Consider the following 17429-nt stretch of genomic DNA (forward strand, 5'->3'; position numbering starts at 1 on the left):
GGATTTTGACTCAATTTTCAGTGCTTGGTGCTTTATTGACTACATAATAGAAAAGAAATCATCACATAAAAGAAAGGAAAAATCAATTTGAAATTATTAGATGGAGAGACGTATCGATTCCCTTTGACTATGATGGAGAATAATATCCCAATGAAAAATATCCCGATTCTTTTTCTATTCTTTCATGAGAAAGATTACGAGGAAGATAGCAGTCATCAACAAGTAGCAATTCAGCTTGTTAAGTTTGCGAACCAGAAAAAAAGATATCCTATGATTACTTGGAATAAGCAGGAACATTTAGATAACCGAATACAAGAATATACAATAAATCCTACGCGCATGACCGCTCGACGTTTAAGTCACGAGGTTTTTTTCTCAATTTATCGGGAACCTAAAAGACCGTTTATTTCAAATTATGCTTATGCATTCTTCCAGATGTCTTCAAACTATCTCGGAAAAGTAGACCATTTTATTCAAATGAACGATATTCTTTTTCCAGATAAAGAACAACTGATTATTTATGAGTGGAATAATACTTGGTCAGATTATTTTCATTATGGCAGACAGCATAGAGGGGCTTTTATATGGACGATCTATGATCCTAAAAGAAATAAGTTTACAGTGATCAATGCAAGCATTTTATGAGATTAGGAGAAAAATATAATATGGAGTTTTTATTACAGGAAACAGAAGTATTGAACCAAAAATTAGAGGAGAAAGGATTATTTACAAGACGTTTAAATTTAGACTTTGTCTACTTTAAAGAGAAGAATTATCGAAATGTGGAGAGTCATCAACAAGCAGCAATTGAATTTATAAAGGTGATGAACAAAAAAAGACTAGGATACCCATGTGTCCATTTAACAGATTTACATTATTTTGATGATTTACCTATTTTTATTAAGTCTTTGGCTTATCCTTATGCAGTGAACCCAGAGTTGATGTATGCGAAATCATTATTGCCTTCTGCCTTTTTCTCTACTAAATGTGAGAATGGTAAATATGAGTCTTCCTATGCTTATTCCATACTCTCACAGATATATAGACCTCAGCGAGAAGAGATTTTTTTAAAAGCCAATGAGTATCTATTTCCTATGCAAGAGAACCTAATAATCTACCAATGGAACAATGATTGGACAAATTATTTTTCAGTAGGTAGAGAGGAATATGGTGCGTATTTATGGACGATCTATGAGAGGGAAACTGAAAAATTTACAGTGATAGGTGCTTCGATGAGGTACTGAATACTACGTGAAAAATACTATCGAGTACATACAACATTTCTAGAGGAGGGAAAGATGAAATTTTTGGAAAAGGAAACAGATCGATTTGTACTGACTATGGTTGAAAAAAATATCTGTATGAAAGAGCTCGTACTTACTTACGGTTTCTACCATGAAGAAAGTCACAAAGAAGCAGCACTTGCCTTTGTGACAGCAATCAATCAAAAGAGAGGACATACAAAAATTGAGTATACGGATAGAGTAAATTTCCCTGTCAATCTGAGAAAAACTTATTCCATCAATCAACTACTGATGCAAGGGTTTATAATCGAAGGGAATGTTTTCTTTTCTACAGCCTATGATTCGGACAAGAAATATACTTCCGATTATGCCACTGCTTTCTTTAAATTATCTTCATCTTATAAAGGAGAGGAGAAAGATTTTATTCAATTGAACAATCATATCTTTGGAAATAGAGCCAAACTGATTATTTATCAATGGAACAATACTAAGGATTCAAAAATACACTGATTACTGTAAATCGTTTTCTTTTTTCATCGTAAATACTCCACAAATAGGCACCGTAACAATCACGCGCACGATTAAAACGATTGGAGAAGGATGCATCCCACTCGTAGATTTTTAAATGCTCTCTTTCAGGAAAGAATCGTTGATTAAGCACTAAAAATTGTTCTTTACTCACTGTAGTTGTTTGAGTTTCATGGAAAAAGGCTTTTTCATAGGCTCCTCTATTTTTAAATAGACTATCGGGTTTGATTTCTTCTGCCTTCATCATTTTTTTATTTACATAAATTGGGTATGTTTCCCAACCTAAGTAATCAGGATCTCGCTTGATATAGATGAGTGGGTTAGCTTTTATTGAACAGAAATACTCGTTGAATTGTTCTATACTAGCAGGGTTTCCAGTTTTTACTCTGAGGTCTGATGCCCAGTGGTTACATTGGGCGATTCGATGTAAAAACTCTAGATATCCTAGTATAGCTTGCTGATGACTGTGAATTCCTTGATAATATGGTTCATTAAAGAAGCTATAATTAACATAATTTGGTATATTTTCACCATTCCTATCCCGGCATGCTAGTGTTTCTTTTTCTAATAGTTCCATCTATTTGTCTCCTTTTACTAAGGTTCCAAAAGTATACTGATAACTGTAAAACGGTACTTTTTCTCATCATAAATACTCCATAAATATGCACCGAAACAATCACGTGCACGATTATAATGATTGGAAAAGGATGTATCCCACTCGTACACTTTTAATTGGGCTCTTTCAGGAAAGAATTGTTGATTGAGAGCTAAAAATTGCTCTTTAGTTACTTTGATTGTTTGAGTTTCATGGAAAAATGTTTTTTCATAGATTCCTCTATTTTTAAATAGACTATCGGGATTGACTTCTTCTGCCTTCATCATTTTTTTATTGACATAAATTGGGGCTGTTTCCCAACTTAAGTAATCGGGATCTCGATTGATATAAATAAGTGAGGTAGCTTTTATTGAATAGAAATATTCGTTGAATTTCTCTCTGCTGATGGTATCCCAGTTTTCACTCTGAGGTCTGATGCCCAGCGGTTACATTGCACGATGCGATTTAGAAATTCTAGATATCTTAATACGGCTTGCTGGTGACTGTGAATTCCTTGATCATTATTTTCAATAAAGAAGGCATAATTAACATAAATTGGAATATTTTCTCCACTCCTATCCTGGCATGCTAGTGTTTCTTTTTCCAATAACTCCATTTTGTCCTCCGCAAAAAAATCCACTTATTATTCAGATTGAATTTATTAACAATATTACAGTTTTCATGAGCTTATTTTTTACTTTTATTTCTTAAAAACATAAATTTTTGTTTCGCAGATATGACTTTAAAAAAACAAGATAAATAAATCGGGGGAGCTTGTCGATTTATTTATCATGCGATAATATAAACTTATAAAGATGGTTATTCTACTCAAATATATATAAAATAACTATTTAAAAACAATTTTTGGGTTTTCTGTTTAATTTTTTAGAGGTTCGGAGGATGATTATGAAATTTAAGTATACGTTTGGTGGTCCAAAGATAAATAGGTCTTTTTGTAAAGTATAGGAATTATACTTATTGAGTACATACAACATTTCTAGAGGAGGGAAAAATGAAATTTTTAGAAAAGGAAACAAATCGATTTGTTCTGACCATGGTTGAAAAAAATATCTGGATGAAAGATTTAGCAATCAACTATGCGTTTTTCCAAGAAAAGAATAATCAAGGATACGAAAGTCACAAAAAAGCAGCTTTGGCATTTGTTACGTTCCTCAATCAAAGAAGAGGACATGATCAAATTGAGTATACGAATAAACTTGAATTTCCAGTCAATATATTCGCAACCTATTCCATAAACCTCAATTTAATGGAAGCAACAAGAATTCCAGTCGATACTTTTTTTTCTACACATAGCGACTTAGAAGGTCATTATATTTCAGATTATGCCTACGCTTTTTTTAAAATTCCTTTTTTTTATAGAGGAAGTAAGAAAGATTTCATTGAACTGAACAATTACTTGTTTTCCGAGAAGGAAACATTAGTCATTTATCAATGGATCAACACGTGGTCAGATTATTTCGCTTATGGAAAACATTCCGGAAAAGGAGCGTACCTTTGGACGATTTATGATCCAACAAGAAAAAGATTTACGGTATGTGGGGCATCAACATTGAGTTGAATGAGGAGGACAGAATGAAGTTATTAAAAGAAGATACGTATCATTTTAAAAAAAAACTCTATTTAAAAAAATTTCCAATCAATGGACTTTTACTCGATTATGTATTTTTTGAAGAAACAGGTTATCGTGGATACTCCAGTCATCGCAAAGCCGCTCTTGAATTTATCAAAGTAATGAATGAAAAAAGAAATATTCCAGGTCTTCTATATACAGATTTACATTATTTTGATCACTTACCCATACGATGTAGCCCAATTAAGTTGAGTTATGCCGTAAATCCAGAGTTAATGTATGGAAAACAGATGAAGACAGATGTTTTCTTTTCTGTTGAAAAAACAGCTTCTGGAAGCTATTTAAATTGGTATGCACAAACATTTCTTTTCCCACCATATTCATATAGTGGGAACGAAGAAGATTTTATTTCCTTGAATAAATTATTATTCCCTAAGAAAAGTGCGTTGATCATTTATGCTTGGAATAACAATTGGTCGAATTACTTTTCTCCTGGGAGAGAATGGATGGATGCCTTTCTTTGGACGATTTACGATACTGCATCGAATAAACTGACTGTCATAGGATCTTCTATGACAGATTGATTTTAATATTAAAAAAGCACCAATTAAATTTGTAAATAGTCCAATTTAATTGGTGCTTTTTCTACATTAATTATTTAAGAGATTCTATATAGGGATGAGATGTCTTAACATAAAAGTTCCTATTATTTTTTATAAATTTACTTTTCTTTTGGAAACTTACATACCCTTCGTCAATTTGATTATGCTCAATGATTCCTATATTATCTATTTCTTGAAACCCCCAGCCTAAATTTGGCGATAAATTATCTATAGATGTATAAGTTATCATATTATGATTGGGAATGTCATTTATTTTGCCGAGATCTTTATATTTTGAACGATCTTTTTTTCCTGGAATATATCCTTGAGCTCTGGCTGTGGAGAGTCCATAGTTAATTGTTATTATTGCTCCTGAAATATCATGGTAAGTACTCGCCGATTCTAGACCATCCTCAATGATACGATCCATTAGATATGATTTATCTTTTGCGATGTGCCTACCCATAGTATGACCCTTACTACCACCTAAGGCAAAATATTCGTCATAATATAAATCTAACGGAGTATACCAATAATCATCTTCCTCCTCATCATCTTCTGTTAAGGATTCTATAAGATTTGCAATTATTAATGAGGCCGCTAAACTCCACGTTGTGCCCATAGCTCTTTTAACTAAAATATTTTCTGTGCCATCCTCAACTATATCTCCAGTCTCTTCATCCAACACTCCACGTTTTCCATCAATAGTGATTGAATCATCATTCGGTACTGCCTCATCACTATAAGAAAACTCAATCGCTCCAACTAAATGCGATGGAACGGCTTGTTGCGTTTGTGCATAGATAAAGTTCCCAGCGTGATCCAATACAACTGCGGCACCATATAATGTAGCGATCATTCCTGAGGGGTCAAAGTCTAATCCATTGTTGTTTGGAGCTAAGGCTTCGCTTAAACTTTGGCTGATTTGGCTGGTTCGTTCATCATATGCGACAGCCATTTCTTGGGCAGTTTCAATAGCTAAGGCTTTAGAAGGTTCATTGACGACCCCGAATTCAAATGGTGTGGTTGCTTGGACGTAGTCGAGCAATTGTTCTTTTGTTGTGATCTCTGTTAAGAGCGTAGAGATGCTCGTATCAAGCTTGACTTGATAGTTAAAAGGTTCTGGGAAATCATAGCCGTAGTAAGAAGAACCGGTGATGTTCAAGATGGCATCATCTGCACCACGAACGGATTCGCCATACTGGATGCTTTCTAAAACGAAAAACTCATTCTGGGAGAGAGAATCGGCTAGTGCCGTGTTACGTCCGACCACCGCTGCTTGCTCTCGTAGTGTCCAAGGGATGGTGTAGTTGATGTAGCGACGATAGAGTTCAACACGGTCACTGACGCTGAAAGTAAAGATTCCGTGGTCGCTCTCGCCAGTCAAGTACTCACGCATCAACGCATTGCTTGTTACATCTTGTGCGTAGCGGTTTTGTAAGGCTGCGGAGAAATTGTAGGTATTTGTTGTCGAATCGATTCCAGACATTGCAAAAGCGTTCAGTTCATTTTGAGTGGAGGCACTGCTACCGATCGATTCAAATAGGCCGCTGTTTGTTTTCGCTAAATCAGCTGTGGCGACGCCTAAAGAGGCACCGAGTTGATAAAAACCGACACCTAGCCCAATTCCTAGTAATGCAGGGGCAAGGACGGCAGATGCTGCGGTCGAGAGTAAACCGGCGCTAAGTGTACTACCTGATAAACCAGATGCATAAGCAGACATGCTGATTCCATTAAAAACGTTTAAGGCAACTGCTGCATTTTGTGGTTCTGCGGACGAAGGAATCGCTGAGGTGGTATCGATCGGAACGATGGTTTCGTCAGGTTGGGTGATTTCGCCAGCGATCGCTTCTTGGGCGTGGACATCAAGTGGCAAAGTGGCAAAAGGTGCGAGCAACAGACCAACAAGTAATAGGCGATAAAATTTTTTCATTTTTTACTCCTTTTTATCAAATGGCTTGAGTGACTACCAACAGTTCAACTACCAAAAACCTCCTTATTTGTGTCGTAGGTTGCTTAATTATATTTTCCAAAATATAACAACAAACTTCAAGTTTATTTAAAATTATAATTATAAAAAAACTCATTTTTTTATATAGTTATTTTCTCTGCAAATACTAATTATATGTTAAGCCTTGCTGTTCTTTTATCAATGTTTATACCCTTATTTAAAAATAACAGTATGATAATAATAAAAAGATAAATGTTCTTCTTTAGGTGATTATAGTTATTTTTTTGTAACGCTTTTTTCCATTCAACAAAAACATCTTCAATTTTTTCGCTATTCTTTTTGAAAGCCATTTGGTAAACTGTTAAAGGATTCTTATTTTATCAAGAGGAGGGAAAACATGAAAACAGTGATACTTGCTGAAAAGCCTTCTCAAGCAAAAGCGTATGCGGAAACGTTCAAAAAAAGAAAAAAACAGGAAGGTTATTTTGAAGTCAGCGATCCACTATTCACAGGTGAAGTAACGATCACTTACGGGTTTGGTCATTTAGTGGAAATGGTTCCTCCTGGAGAGTATGAAGAACGCTGGGCTAAGTGGTCATTGCCCAACTTGCCGATATTTCCAGATCAGTTCAAATATACGGTCCCTCCAGAGAAGCGGGCCCAATTTGCGATCGTTAAACGACAATTGCAAGCGGCGAATACGATCATTATCGCAACAGATAGTGACCGTGAAGGTGAAGCGATTGCTTGGTCAATCATCCAGCAAGCGAAAGCCTTTACGAAGCAAAAGCAGTACTTACGTTTATGGATCAATTCATTGGAAAAAGAAGCCATCTATCAAGGGTTCAAACAACTGAAACCGGCGGAGCAATTTTATCCAAAATACAAAGAAGCACAAGCACGTCAACATGCGGATTGGCTGATCGGGATGAATGGCAGTCCACTGTATAGTTTGCTGCTGCAACAAAAAGGAATCTCTGGGAGCTTCTCCTTAGGGCGTGTGCAAACACCAACGCTTTATATGATCTACCAGTTACAAGAAGAAATCAGGAAGTTTAAAAAAGAGCCTTATTTCGAAGGAGAAGCGCAGATCAAAAGTCAACATGGGCAGTTTGTCGGTAAAATCGAGCCGAAACAAACCTTTAAGACTGCGAACGAATTAGTTGCTGCGATTGAGGGAAAAGGTGCGCATTTAGGGAAACAACAAGGAACGATCTTACAAGTAACAAAAAAAGAAAAACAACAAAGTAGTCCACGTTTGTTTTCTTTGTCTAGTTTGCAATCGAAAATGAATCAACTGATGAAAGTCAGTGCGAAAGCCACACTTGATGCAGTCCAAGGTTTGTACGAAAGTAAGTTTTTGAGTTATCCTCGAACAGATTCTTTTTACATCACAGAAAGCGAACACCAGTATCTTGTCCAAAATCTTGATCGCTATAAAGCGTTTTTAGGGATCACAGAGGTAGCGACACCAGAAACATTTCCTAAAAAACGATATGTGGATGCAAAAAAAGTCCAAGAGCATCATGCGATCATTCCAACCAAAACGATACCGACGAAGGAACGTTTTGCGAAGCTTTCCCGACTAGAGCAAGCGATCTATTTGCAGGTGATGCGTACGACTTTAGCAATGTTTGCAGAAAATTATCGCTATGAAGAAACCGTGATCCTTACAGGAGTGGAACGATTGCGTTTAAAAAGTGTCGGGAAACGTCCAATTGCAGAAGGCTGGCAACAAATCTTGACCGTAAAAAGCAAGAAAAAATCAGATGGTCAGCTTTTGCCTAAAGTTAGTGAACAAGAGGTAGTGACTGTTGATCTGAGAAGCCTTGAGAAAGAGACGCAACCGCCTAAGCCCTACAATGAGGGAACACTGATCACTGCGATGAAAACCGCAGGAAAGACCTTAGACGATGAAGAAGCGCAAGAGATTCTGAAAGAAGTGGAAGGGATCGGGACGGAAGCTACCCGCGCGAGCATTATTGAAAACTTGAAACAACGGCACTATATCGAAGTCAATAAAAATGATATTCAAGTGACTGCCAAAGGTATCACTTTGTGTAAAGCAGTAGCAGGAGAATCTTTACTGACAAGTGCTGAGATGACGGCGCGGTGGGAAAGTTATTTGAAAAAAATCGGTGAACGACAAGGAACGCCGGAAGTCTTTTTAGAAAATATCAAAAAATTTATTCTGCATTTATTAGAAGTCGTCCCAGAACAAGTAAAAACAGTCGATTTGTCTGAAGAGCAAAGCGGCTTGATGCAAATCGAAGCAATGGAGAAGAAGAATGACCAAGTCGGGCGTTGTCCGAAATGTAAAAAAGGCATTGTGATGTTGTATCCAAAAATCGCGACATGTACGAACAAGGAATGTGATTTTAAATTATGGCCTACGATTGCTAAGAAGAAATTGACCAAAACAAATCTTAGAGAGTTACTCTCAAAAGGAAAGACTAGTAAAGTGGTCAAAGGATTCACTGGTAAAAAAGGAAAGTTTGATGCAGTCCTAATTTTGAAAGAAGATTTAACGATCGGCTTTTCATTTCCTTGGATGGAAAAACAAGAGTAGGTATATATATTCCGAAAAGTTAAAATACCTAAACCAAAAAATACTAAAGTAATAATTATTAGAGGAGTACTTGTACGTGAAAAAAATCAATTCGCTTTTGAATTATGCAATGGGGTTGTTAACGTTGGTTGCGCTATATCAAGCGGTCATCGCATATCCAGAATACGGAACCAAATTATTAGCTATTACAAAACATCCGACTGGCTACTCACCGACGGTCATTTTGACAACTTTGACCGCAGCAGCTAAGAGCGGCACTTACTTGTTGCATACAACGAGTAGTCTACTGAAAAGAAAGAAACAACGGAAACAGTTGCTTTTCGTATTAGCTGCGGCGGGTGTTGTTTATTTCTTACCAGTGATTACTCAATTTATTCAACAGTTCATATAAATAGATAAAAAAAGACGATGATAAGAGAAAAATTTCCTTATTCGCCGTCTTTTTTTAACTCTTTAATATACCAAGCGTCCATCGTGGAGTGTTCAGAACCTGCTAGTGGATCAGCTATCAAGTGAAAGCCGAACTTTTCATACAGTTTACAAGCAGGCTTTAATAAATGCATCGTTTCTAAATAGCATTGACGGTAATGTTGAGTGGCATAAGACAATGCTGTTTCCATCAATTGGTTGGCAATTCCTAAACCTTTTGCTTCTGGGGCTAAGTACAATTTTTGTAATTCACATATCTGCTTTTGCTCGTCGAAAGGTGCGATTCCGATTCCGCCAACTACTTTATTTTCTAATTCCACCACCCAATAAGCAGCACAGGGGAGAGCATGGTAGTAGTCTGTTAAATGGTCTAATTGTGGGTCGAAATAGGCAGTTCCTTCAATCGCTAAATCGAGTGATTCTAGGGAAGTTTGAATAATTTCTTTGATGATTGGATCATCTTGTGGTTTGATTTCTCGTATCAGCATCGGACAAGGCTCCTTTTCTATCGTGTTTATTTATCGTAATACAAATGAACGGAAGGGTCAATTTACTTTGTACTCAGAGGAACATTCTTTTATCAACTTCTCCCTTGACCCATTGCTTGAACTGTGAAATAATAACTTCATAAAAAATTTATGACTTAAGAGCGTTCGCCGGAACGATCTTGTAGGAGTCAGACAAACGAACCGTAGGCTTTAATGGTTCGTTTGCCTGGCTCCTTTTTGTTTTGGGAGGGAATAGGCAGAATGAAAATAGAAAACTTACAGACAGATAGACAAAAAGGATTAACGGAACAAGAAGCAAACGATCGATTAGAATACTACGGTGTAAACTCGATTGACACTCAGTCAACTAAATCTTTTATTGTTTATTTCAAAGAAGCAATGAAAGATGTCTCGATTTTGATTTTACTTGTTGCCACAGGACTATCTACGTTTATTGCTTATCAAACACATCCGGACGATTTTACAGAACCAATTGTCATCTTTTCAATTGTCCTATTAAATCTTTATTTATCGATACGGCAACAAAAAAGTGCGGAAAAATCAATGGATCAACTGAAAAAAATGAGTACGCCATCTAGCCGTGTCTTGAGAGAAAGTTCCGTTAAAGAAATTAACAGCTCTGAGATCGTTCCTGGTGATATCGTACAACTTAAATTGGGTGATCGTGTCCCTGCTGACGCGAAAGTAATTACAAGTACTAATTTCTTTGTTGACGAATCATTTTTGACTGGAGAAAGTGAACCGAGTGAAAAGGACGCTTCTTATCGTGCTAGTGATATTGAAGCATTGAGTGATCGTAAAGACCTAGTATTTTCAGGTTCATTGGTTGTGACAGGTAAAGCAACGATTTTAGTAAAAAAAACTGGTAATGCTACAGAAATCGGAAAAATCTCTCATTTGATCACGAATGAAGGAACGCATGTCGCACCACTGCAAATCAAAATGCAAAGACTGGGTAAAGTACTAGGGATAGTCGCAATCACTGCTGGTTTCTTAGCAATTGTAATTGGTTTAGTACAAGGTTTGAGTGTGGAATCAAGTATCATGACTGCAATTTCAATGGCAGTTGCAGCAATACCAGAAGTATTACCTGTTGTCGTAACCATTTCTCTAGCTGTAGGTATGGGGAATATGGCAGTTAAGAAAACCATTGTTCGGACACCATCAACGGTTGAAACAGTAGGTGGCGTTTCTGTGATTTGCTCAGATAAAACCGGTACGATCACTGAAAACAAAATGTCTGTGAAAAAAATCGCTCCATTAATAGAAATACCTACTCTTTTAGACTTCACTAAAGACAAGGAAAAAAATCTACTTTTGCTGTTTTATCTTGCGAGTGGTTTTTTTGAGAACGAAGGAGGGGGCAATCCAACGGAATTAGCGATTCAAAAAGCTGTAAAAGATCGATTTTCGGAGAAAGAATTACAGGAATCTCTTTATGATTTGAAAAAAATCAAAGAGTTGCCCTTTGATTCAAAAAGAAAACGTATGACTGTCGTCTATCGTATGGGTCAAGAATATTTTTCAGTCACAAAAGGAGCATTCGATCGACTACACTTGGTGAATCTAAACGAAGATTATCAAGCAGAACATGATCAACTTGCTGATCAAGCGTACCGTGTATTAGGGGTAGCTTACAAGGTATTCCAACAATCAATCGAAGAACTATCAGAGGAAAAATTAGAGGAGGAGCTGACATTTGCCGGCTTTATCGGCATTATTGATCCAGCGAGAAAAGAAGCAGCAAAAGCGGTGGAAGTAGCCAAAAAAGCAGGAATTAAAACCGTTATGATCACTGGCGATCATTTATTAACAGCTTCACGTATTGCTAAAGAAGTAGGGATAATGGGAGAAGGAGACCGGGCAATGACAGGGGCAGAACTGAAAAGAATGAGTGATAAACAGTTAGCCGAAACGATCGATATGTATCGAGTGTTTGCTCGAACGTCACCTGAGGACAAGATACGAATCGTTAAAGCTTTTCAACAAAATGACGAAATCGTCGCCATGACGGGGGACGGAGTGAACGACGCTCCGGCATTAAAAGCAGCGGACGTCGGCATTGCTATGGGGAGTGGAACGGAAGTGGCGAAGGAAGCTTCTGACATGGTTTTAGTAGATGATCATTTTGCAACGATCGTCCAAGCGGTAGAAGAGGGGCGAAGAGTGTATCAAAATATCCGTAAATCTCTATATGCCATGTTAGGTTGTAATATTTCAGCTTTAACGATCGTATTGATTTCTTTGATCTTAGGTTGGGGGGCGCCAGTCACAGCGATCCAATTGTTGATCATCAAAGTAGTCGCAGATGGTATCCCTGGTTTTAGTTTAAGTGTCGAACCTGCAGAGGAAAAAAATATGGAAAAACAACCGATCCATAAATACGATAGCATTTTTTCACGAGGATTGACCTTTAAGATTCTTGAAATCTCTGTTGTGTTTACCGTCGTCACTTTATTGGCTATAGTTATTGGTCGTACACAATCAGTAGCGATTGCTGAAACAATGACATTTATTGTCCTAGGGTTATCCACGATCAGCCATATGTATAATTGTCGCAGTGAAGTATCTATTTTACGATTAAAATTTTTTGGCAATCCACTGTTAGTCTTAACTACAGCAATTGGTGCATTGATCATTGTCTTATTAGTGACAATCCCTGTTACACAACATATCTTTGGATTTGTTACGATTGGACTTTCCAACTGGCTATGGGTTCTTGGTTTATCTTTTATTCCAGTAGCCTATATCGAAGTGAAAAAATGGACACATCTGTTTTAAAGAATTAACTGAATGATTTTCTCTTAGTTAAGTTTAATTTTGTTCGTCTGTAGTTTATTTTTCCCGAAGCTACGGACGAACTTTTCTTAAAATGACTTAAAAAAGCGCAAATGATAAAAATAAATACAGATAACAAAAAAACTAGAGAATTATGGGAATTTATGACTAGTATAAGAGGTTAGAACGAGGAATTATAAAGGTAATCATTTTTCATTTATTCTAGTTTACATAATATATATTATACAAAGTAGATTCAAATGAAGTATGAACCGTTATCAACCTGAATTAAACCGAATTTTACCACAAAACCGATTTTTGACTCTTCTGCAAAATTTTAAAATTATTTTGTACTTGATTCGTTTGTTTTCTCTTACTAGTTATACGTTATCCATTTACTAGAAACCAATGATTTTAAATCTATGTTCATCCTAAATCTACAAAAAAATCAGATTGACATTCTTGCATCAGATTTAAGTTGGTCTCAAGAGTTTTTTGTGACTTCGTCAATTTATGTATTTATCATCAACTAATCTATATCAGCCATTCTAATAATATGTTTTGCTAATTTCATATGTTTATTCATAAATCACATATAAACAATCATTTTAACTATCTTTTTCAATTATTATTACTCTAAATAACTTAGCTCACTATGTTCCTTATTTTCCTCGGAAATAACTTTTTTGGTTCTATATATTATCTATAGAAATGCCAGAAATGTCGTAAAATTCTGAGCCGTAATTCTGTTTATTTTGATGAACGTATTTAATTGGATGGGCTTAGTTTTACAAATTTAATCCAAAAAAATAAATCTAAGCTTATAGTAGGCTTAGATTTATTTTTGATGAATTTTTTTTCAATTTGAAATCATTCAGACTATTTGTCTAAAAGCAAAGCATTAGTCTTCACGAGTAGTTTGTTTACAAATTAAAATTCGAATGAATCAACCAATACCGCTGGTACAGTAATTTCTCCACCAATTGCTGAAGTATATGTCATTTCCCCCATTGACATACCTTTAATTGTAATGTAATCATCTTCTAAAATACGATTATCTTGTAATTGATCTTCGCTAATTTCGATTAAAATTAATTGATCATAATTTCCGTCAATTGCAAATCTAAATTGACTATAATCCTCGCCTTTAATAACTTGAATAATTTCTCCGTAGAATTTAACATTTTTACCAATATTTGAATCTGGATTTCTTGCTATATTATCATAAGTAATTCCAGTTTCATATTTATTTTTTTCTGCTTCAGCTTGTGCCGCAGCTTGTCGTTTCTCTTCTTCTTCTTTAGCTATTCTTTCTTCTTCTTCTTTCTTAGCCTTTTCTTCTGCTTCCGCCTTGGCTCTCGCGGCTGCTTCTTCCTCTTTTTTGGCTCTTTCTTCTGCTTCCGTCTTGGCTCTCGCGGCTGCTTCTTCCTCTTTTTTGGCTCTTTCTTCTGCTTCTGCTTTGGCTTTCGCAGCAGCTTCTTCCTCTTGCTTACGTTTCTCTTCTTTTTCTACTTCAGTTAACTCAGGTTTCTTAGAGCTTGATACCGTTGTTTCTTCCACTTCTTTTGACTGAGAACTCAATGAACTTTCGCCTCTCACTTGGGTGGTCGAGTCTTCATCATAAATTGAAAATGCGAACAAACAAAAAGCTGAAAATAGAAATGATGCAATAGCAATCCCCTTAAAAAACCAGTTCTTTTTATTAACAAAAAGTCTCCAAATTCCATACCCCAAAGCAATTGTAACTATCCCAAAAAACACTATAAATCCTGTCATTTTTCTCCGTCCTTTACTAGACAATTAATGATTAAATATCATCTGTTTGTTCGCTATTTTTATTGCTCGGTTGGTATTTCGATGTTTCTTGATATCCTTTATAAACTTTGAGAAGTTACAGAGCTACAACAGTGTAGTACAATTTATTTCCTTCATCGATTATAAATTCTGGATATATTTTATCCCAAATCCCCTTCTCCTTTCTTTAACATTTTAAAACTGATTCGATGATGAAAGATTCAAATTTTTATGGCTTCTTGAGTTACTGCCTAATCTACATAGCAATTAGAAATTTTGAATCTTTCTTTAGCATGTTCGGGCATTAACCTAAATCATTCTACACAATCGCCTCTGCAATAAGAGCAGTAATCTTAAAAACTGAAAGATTATTTATATAATAATACTCTTACCTTCTTCTCTAGTGAAGATGAACACCCAAGTGGATTTTTCTGAGTAGAAGGCTTTGTAATATATAGTCATATCAGTCAAAAAATAACGTTATAAGTGATATTTTTAATTTGATGGCTAACGATTCTATATAACAACAACTAATTACTTTGAATTTTAAGCTCAGCTTCAGTAAACGCCTTTACTTGAGGTCTTATAGTTCATAATATACTATTTTTTACTATGAGTAAACACAGAAACAATATAACCAATCATCAATAGATTACCTTTATCTTTTTGTAAAAGTTATTACAAATAGTTTTTTATTTTCGGCTTGATCAAGGATTAAGATTATTTTCTTAAATTAATTAGAGAAGTCATAAATGTAAATTTTTTTCAAAACTCATTTAATGAAACGATTGTTGTTTATTTTTCTTATTTTATTAAAAAAAACGGGAATAATCGGAAATAATTTTTTACTACTTTCCGATTTTCCCGTCTTTGTGTTTATTTCATTGCTGATGTTAACGTACAGTATCAAGTACTGCTTTTAGTTCGCTAACTGATTGATGGAACATTGCTTTTTCTTGAGGTGTGATCGATAGTTCAATGATTTCTCTTACCCCATTTTCATCAACGATCGATGGCACACCAGTAAAGATATCTTCTTCACCGTATTCGCCATTTAAGTAAGCTGAAACTGGTAGTACAGCTTGTTCATTATTTAGGATGGCTTTGACGATTCGAGTCGTACTCATACCAATACCGTAATAAGTTGCTTTTTTACGGTCAATGATTTCATAAGCTGCATTTTTTACTTTGTCAGCAAGCACGTTTAAATCATTTTCTTCTAAACGATGATCTTTCTCAACGTATTCCATGATTGGTTTACCACCGACTGTAGTATGTGACCAAGCAGCTACTTCTGAATCCCCATGCTCACCTAAGATATAACCATGTACGCTACGTGGATCAACTGCAAGTTTCAAAGCAATCTCTTTTCTGAAACGAGTTGTATCTAAAGTTGTTCCAGTTCCTACCACTCTTGAAGTTGGTAAGCCGGATTCTTGCCATGTTAAGTAAGTTAAAATATCGACTGGGTTTGAAGCAACCACGAAGATACCATCAAAACCTGAAGCCATGACTTCTTTAACGATTTGACGAGTGATTGCTGCATTTGTTTTCACTAGATCTAAGCGAGTTTGACCAGGTTTTTGGTTCACGCCAGCAGTTAAGATCACTAGATTTGCATCTTTACATTCTTCATACGTGCCAGACCATACGGAAACGTTCTTTTCGCCCCATGCCATTCCATCTAGTAAGTCTAAAGCTTCTCCTTCTGCTTTTTCTTGGTTGACATCGATTAAGACAAGTTCATTGGCAACACCTTGATTGATCATCGCATAAGCAATACTTGTACCGACAAATCCTGTACCTACGATTACAACTTTACGACTTGTTTTTTTCATGTCTAACACACCTTTCATCCGTTCTTGTTATTTTCATGAAAATTATAAATCGGTTGTTGTCATTTTTCAATAATATAGAAATTATATATACTATAATAATTTTTTATAGAAAATCAGTAACGTCCATAATCAGATTGTGTTCTTCTCACTCTTGGTATTTCTTTACGAGAAGTTGGCAAGCCTTTAATTGATGGATCATTTATTTTTAATAAAGCAGTCATTTGCGGTGAAAGGTTTGTCACTTTAGATCGTAAAGACATAGGTTCAGATTTTGTTGATTGATCAGCTTGATGTTCATCAGGTAAAGAATTGGTACTGGATTGTCGTGAGATAGGACTAAAATTAGGATCTCCTTCCAAACGAGTAGGAGAAATTTTTAGTTGTAGATCTTCAACGTAGATTCTTGAAGAAGGTTTCTTATACAATGGATCACCAAGTTTAGGAAGCCAGTTTTTTCTTCTTTCACTGCGCTTGAGCTTGTTAGTTAACCGCTCCATTTCATTTTCACCAGTATATTTAGGATAGTTTGCAGCATGATAAGTCGAATAGATGGCTTCGTTGATTCGTTGGAATAGTATTTCCCGATATGTATTTGTATTGAATAATCGATGAAACTGATACAGTATAAAATCCCTCAATCTTCTTGCTCCTCATTCTGGTGCCATGGCTCAAAGACATCTCTTTGTCTACTTGCTCGGGCCTTTTCTTTTTCTATATTGCTCTTCACTCTTTCTTCTTGGACTTTATAAGAAGCCGCAACTTCTTTTTTAAAGTGTCTGCGATCTTTACGAGTCACTCTTTTTATATATTTGAATATTTGCCAAATAATTACGACAAGCAAGTAAACCGTAAAAAAGCCAGAAAAACCAAACTGAATAATAAACGACATAAGAAAAGCAGCAAGTTTACCTGCTTGACTAGCTGATGGAAAATTTTCCTGCTGTTGCGCAATAAATGTTAAAACCCAGTACATGCCCATTTTCTTTTTCCCCCTACTCCTC

The 17429-nt window shown here is 35.8% G+C and carries 17 protein-coding genes; 8 read left to right on the forward strand and 9 right to left on the reverse strand.

The annotated features are described in order from the left end of the window. Nucleotides 1–87: 87 nt before the first annotated feature. Genes IGJ00_RS07375 through IGJ00_RS07385 form a run of 3 tightly spaced genes read left to right on the forward strand, consistent with a single transcriptional unit; the run spans nt 88 to nt 1754 of the window. A complete protein-coding gene (locus IGJ00_RS07375; protein ID WP_438844266.1) occupies nt 88–645 on the forward strand; it encodes a hypothetical protein in 558 nt (185 codons plus the stop codon). Between the two features lie 20 nt (nt 646–665). Next, nucleotides 666–1244 carry a hypothetical protein gene (locus IGJ00_RS07380; RefSeq protein ID WP_438844267.1) on the forward strand — a complete coding sequence of 193 codons (579 nt, stop codon included), beginning with the start codon at nt 666–668 and terminating at the stop codon, nt 1242–1244. Between the two features lie 54 nt (nt 1245–1298). Then, a complete protein-coding gene (locus tag IGJ00_RS07385; RefSeq protein WP_438844268.1) occupies nt 1299–1754 on the forward strand; it encodes a hypothetical protein in 456 nt (151 codons plus the stop codon). Here the strand turns inward: IGJ00_RS07385 and IGJ00_RS07390 are convergent. The 3 genes from IGJ00_RS07390 to IGJ00_RS07400 all read right to left on the reverse strand — a co-directional run bounded on the left by IGJ00_RS07390 (nt 1732) and on the right by IGJ00_RS07400 (nt 2983). Then, complete coding sequence (locus tag IGJ00_RS07390; RefSeq protein WP_438844269.1) at nt 1732–2349, reverse strand: hypothetical protein; 618 nt, start codon at nt 2347–2349, stop codon at nt 1732–1734. The genes IGJ00_RS07385 and IGJ00_RS07390 overlap by 23 nt on opposite strands. 17 nt (nt 2350–2366) lie before the next feature. Then, the gene (locus tag IGJ00_RS07395) at nt 2367–2654 is read right to left on the reverse strand and encodes a hypothetical protein (RefSeq protein ID WP_438844270.1); all 288 of its coding nucleotides are present in this window, start codon (nt 2652–2654) and stop codon (nt 2367–2369) included. 80 nt (nt 2655–2734) lie between these two features. Beyond that, complete coding sequence (locus tag IGJ00_RS07400) at nt 2735–2983, reverse strand: hypothetical protein (RefSeq protein WP_438844271.1); 249 nt, start codon at nt 2981–2983, stop codon at nt 2735–2737. A gap of 396 nt (nt 2984–3379) precedes the next feature. On the opposite strand from IGJ00_RS07400, the gene IGJ00_RS07405 reads away from it, so the two are divergent. After that, entirely contained in the window at nt 3380–3946 is a 567-nt protein-coding gene (locus IGJ00_RS07405) for a hypothetical protein (protein WP_019722814.1), read from the forward strand. A gap of 14 nt (nt 3947–3960) precedes the next feature. Further along, complete coding sequence (locus tag IGJ00_RS07410) at nt 3961–4542, forward strand: hypothetical protein (protein WP_019722813.1); 582 nt, start codon at nt 3961–3963, stop codon at nt 4540–4542. A 70-nt stretch (nt 4543–4612) separates the two neighbouring features. On the opposite strand, the gene IGJ00_RS07415 is transcribed toward IGJ00_RS07410, so the two are convergent. Beyond that, a complete protein-coding gene (locus IGJ00_RS07415; RefSeq protein WP_438844272.1) occupies nt 4613–6493 on the reverse strand; it encodes an RNase A-like domain-containing protein in 1881 nt (626 codons plus the stop codon). A 415-nt stretch (nt 6494–6908) separates the two neighbouring features. On the opposite strand from IGJ00_RS07415, the gene IGJ00_RS07420 reads away from it, so the two are divergent. Both IGJ00_RS07420 and IGJ00_RS07425 read left to right on the forward strand, forming a co-directional pair. Next, nucleotides 6909–9080 carry a DNA topoisomerase 3 gene (locus IGJ00_RS07420; protein WP_438844273.1) on the forward strand — a complete coding sequence of 724 codons (2172 nt, stop codon included), beginning with the start codon at nt 6909–6911 and terminating at the stop codon, nt 9078–9080. A 76-nt stretch (nt 9081–9156) separates the two neighbouring features. Then, nucleotides 9157–9471, forward strand: a complete 315-nt coding sequence (locus IGJ00_RS07425) for a hypothetical protein (RefSeq protein WP_010735484.1) — start codon at nt 9157–9159, stop codon at nt 9469–9471. A 37-nt stretch (nt 9472–9508) separates the two neighbouring features. Here IGJ00_RS07425 and IGJ00_RS07430 read toward each other — a convergent pair whose 3' ends face one another. Then, on the reverse strand, nt 9509–9997 hold the full coding sequence (locus IGJ00_RS07430; protein WP_071867032.1) for a GNAT family N-acetyltransferase: 489 nt from the start codon (nt 9995–9997) through the stop codon (nt 9509–9511). Between the two features lie 261 nt (nt 9998–10258). On the opposite strand from IGJ00_RS07430, the gene IGJ00_RS07435 reads away from it, so the two are divergent. Further along, nucleotides 10259–12799 carry a cation-translocating P-type ATPase gene (locus IGJ00_RS07435; RefSeq protein WP_438844274.1) on the forward strand — a complete coding sequence of 847 codons (2541 nt, stop codon included), beginning with the start codon at nt 10259–10261 and terminating at the stop codon, nt 12797–12799. Nucleotides 12800–13726: 927 nt separating this feature from the next. On the opposite strand, the gene IGJ00_RS07440 is transcribed toward IGJ00_RS07435, so the two are convergent. The 4 genes from IGJ00_RS07440 to IGJ00_RS07455 form a co-directional block, all read right to left on the reverse strand. Further along, nucleotides 13727–14572 carry a hypothetical protein gene (locus tag IGJ00_RS07440; RefSeq protein WP_142433043.1) on the reverse strand — a complete coding sequence of 282 codons (846 nt, stop codon included), beginning with the start codon at nt 14570–14572 and terminating at the stop codon, nt 13727–13729. A gap of 911 nt (nt 14573–15483) precedes the next feature. After that, nucleotides 15484–16428 (reverse strand): L-lactate dehydrogenase, encoded by a 945-nt coding sequence (locus IGJ00_RS07445; RefSeq protein ID WP_142433042.1) that lies wholly within the window; start codon nt 16426–16428, stop codon nt 15484–15486. Nucleotides 16429–16541: 113 nt separating this feature from the next. Beyond that, nucleotides 16542–17066, reverse strand: coding sequence for a hypothetical protein (locus IGJ00_RS07450; RefSeq protein WP_142433041.1), 525 nt, complete (start codon nt 17064–17066; stop codon nt 16542–16544). Further along, nucleotides 17063–17407, reverse strand: coding sequence for a hypothetical protein (locus IGJ00_RS07455; protein ID WP_065095801.1), 345 nt, complete (start codon nt 17405–17407; stop codon nt 17063–17065). The genes IGJ00_RS07450 and IGJ00_RS07455 overlap by 4 nt, the downstream gene beginning before the upstream one ends. Nucleotides 17408–17429 lie beyond the last annotated feature (22 nt).

The organism is Enterococcus sp. AZ062 (genome assembly GCF_051715065.1).
GTDB lineage: Bacteria > Bacillota > Bacilli > Lactobacillales > Enterococcaceae > Enterococcus_B > Enterococcus_B mundtii.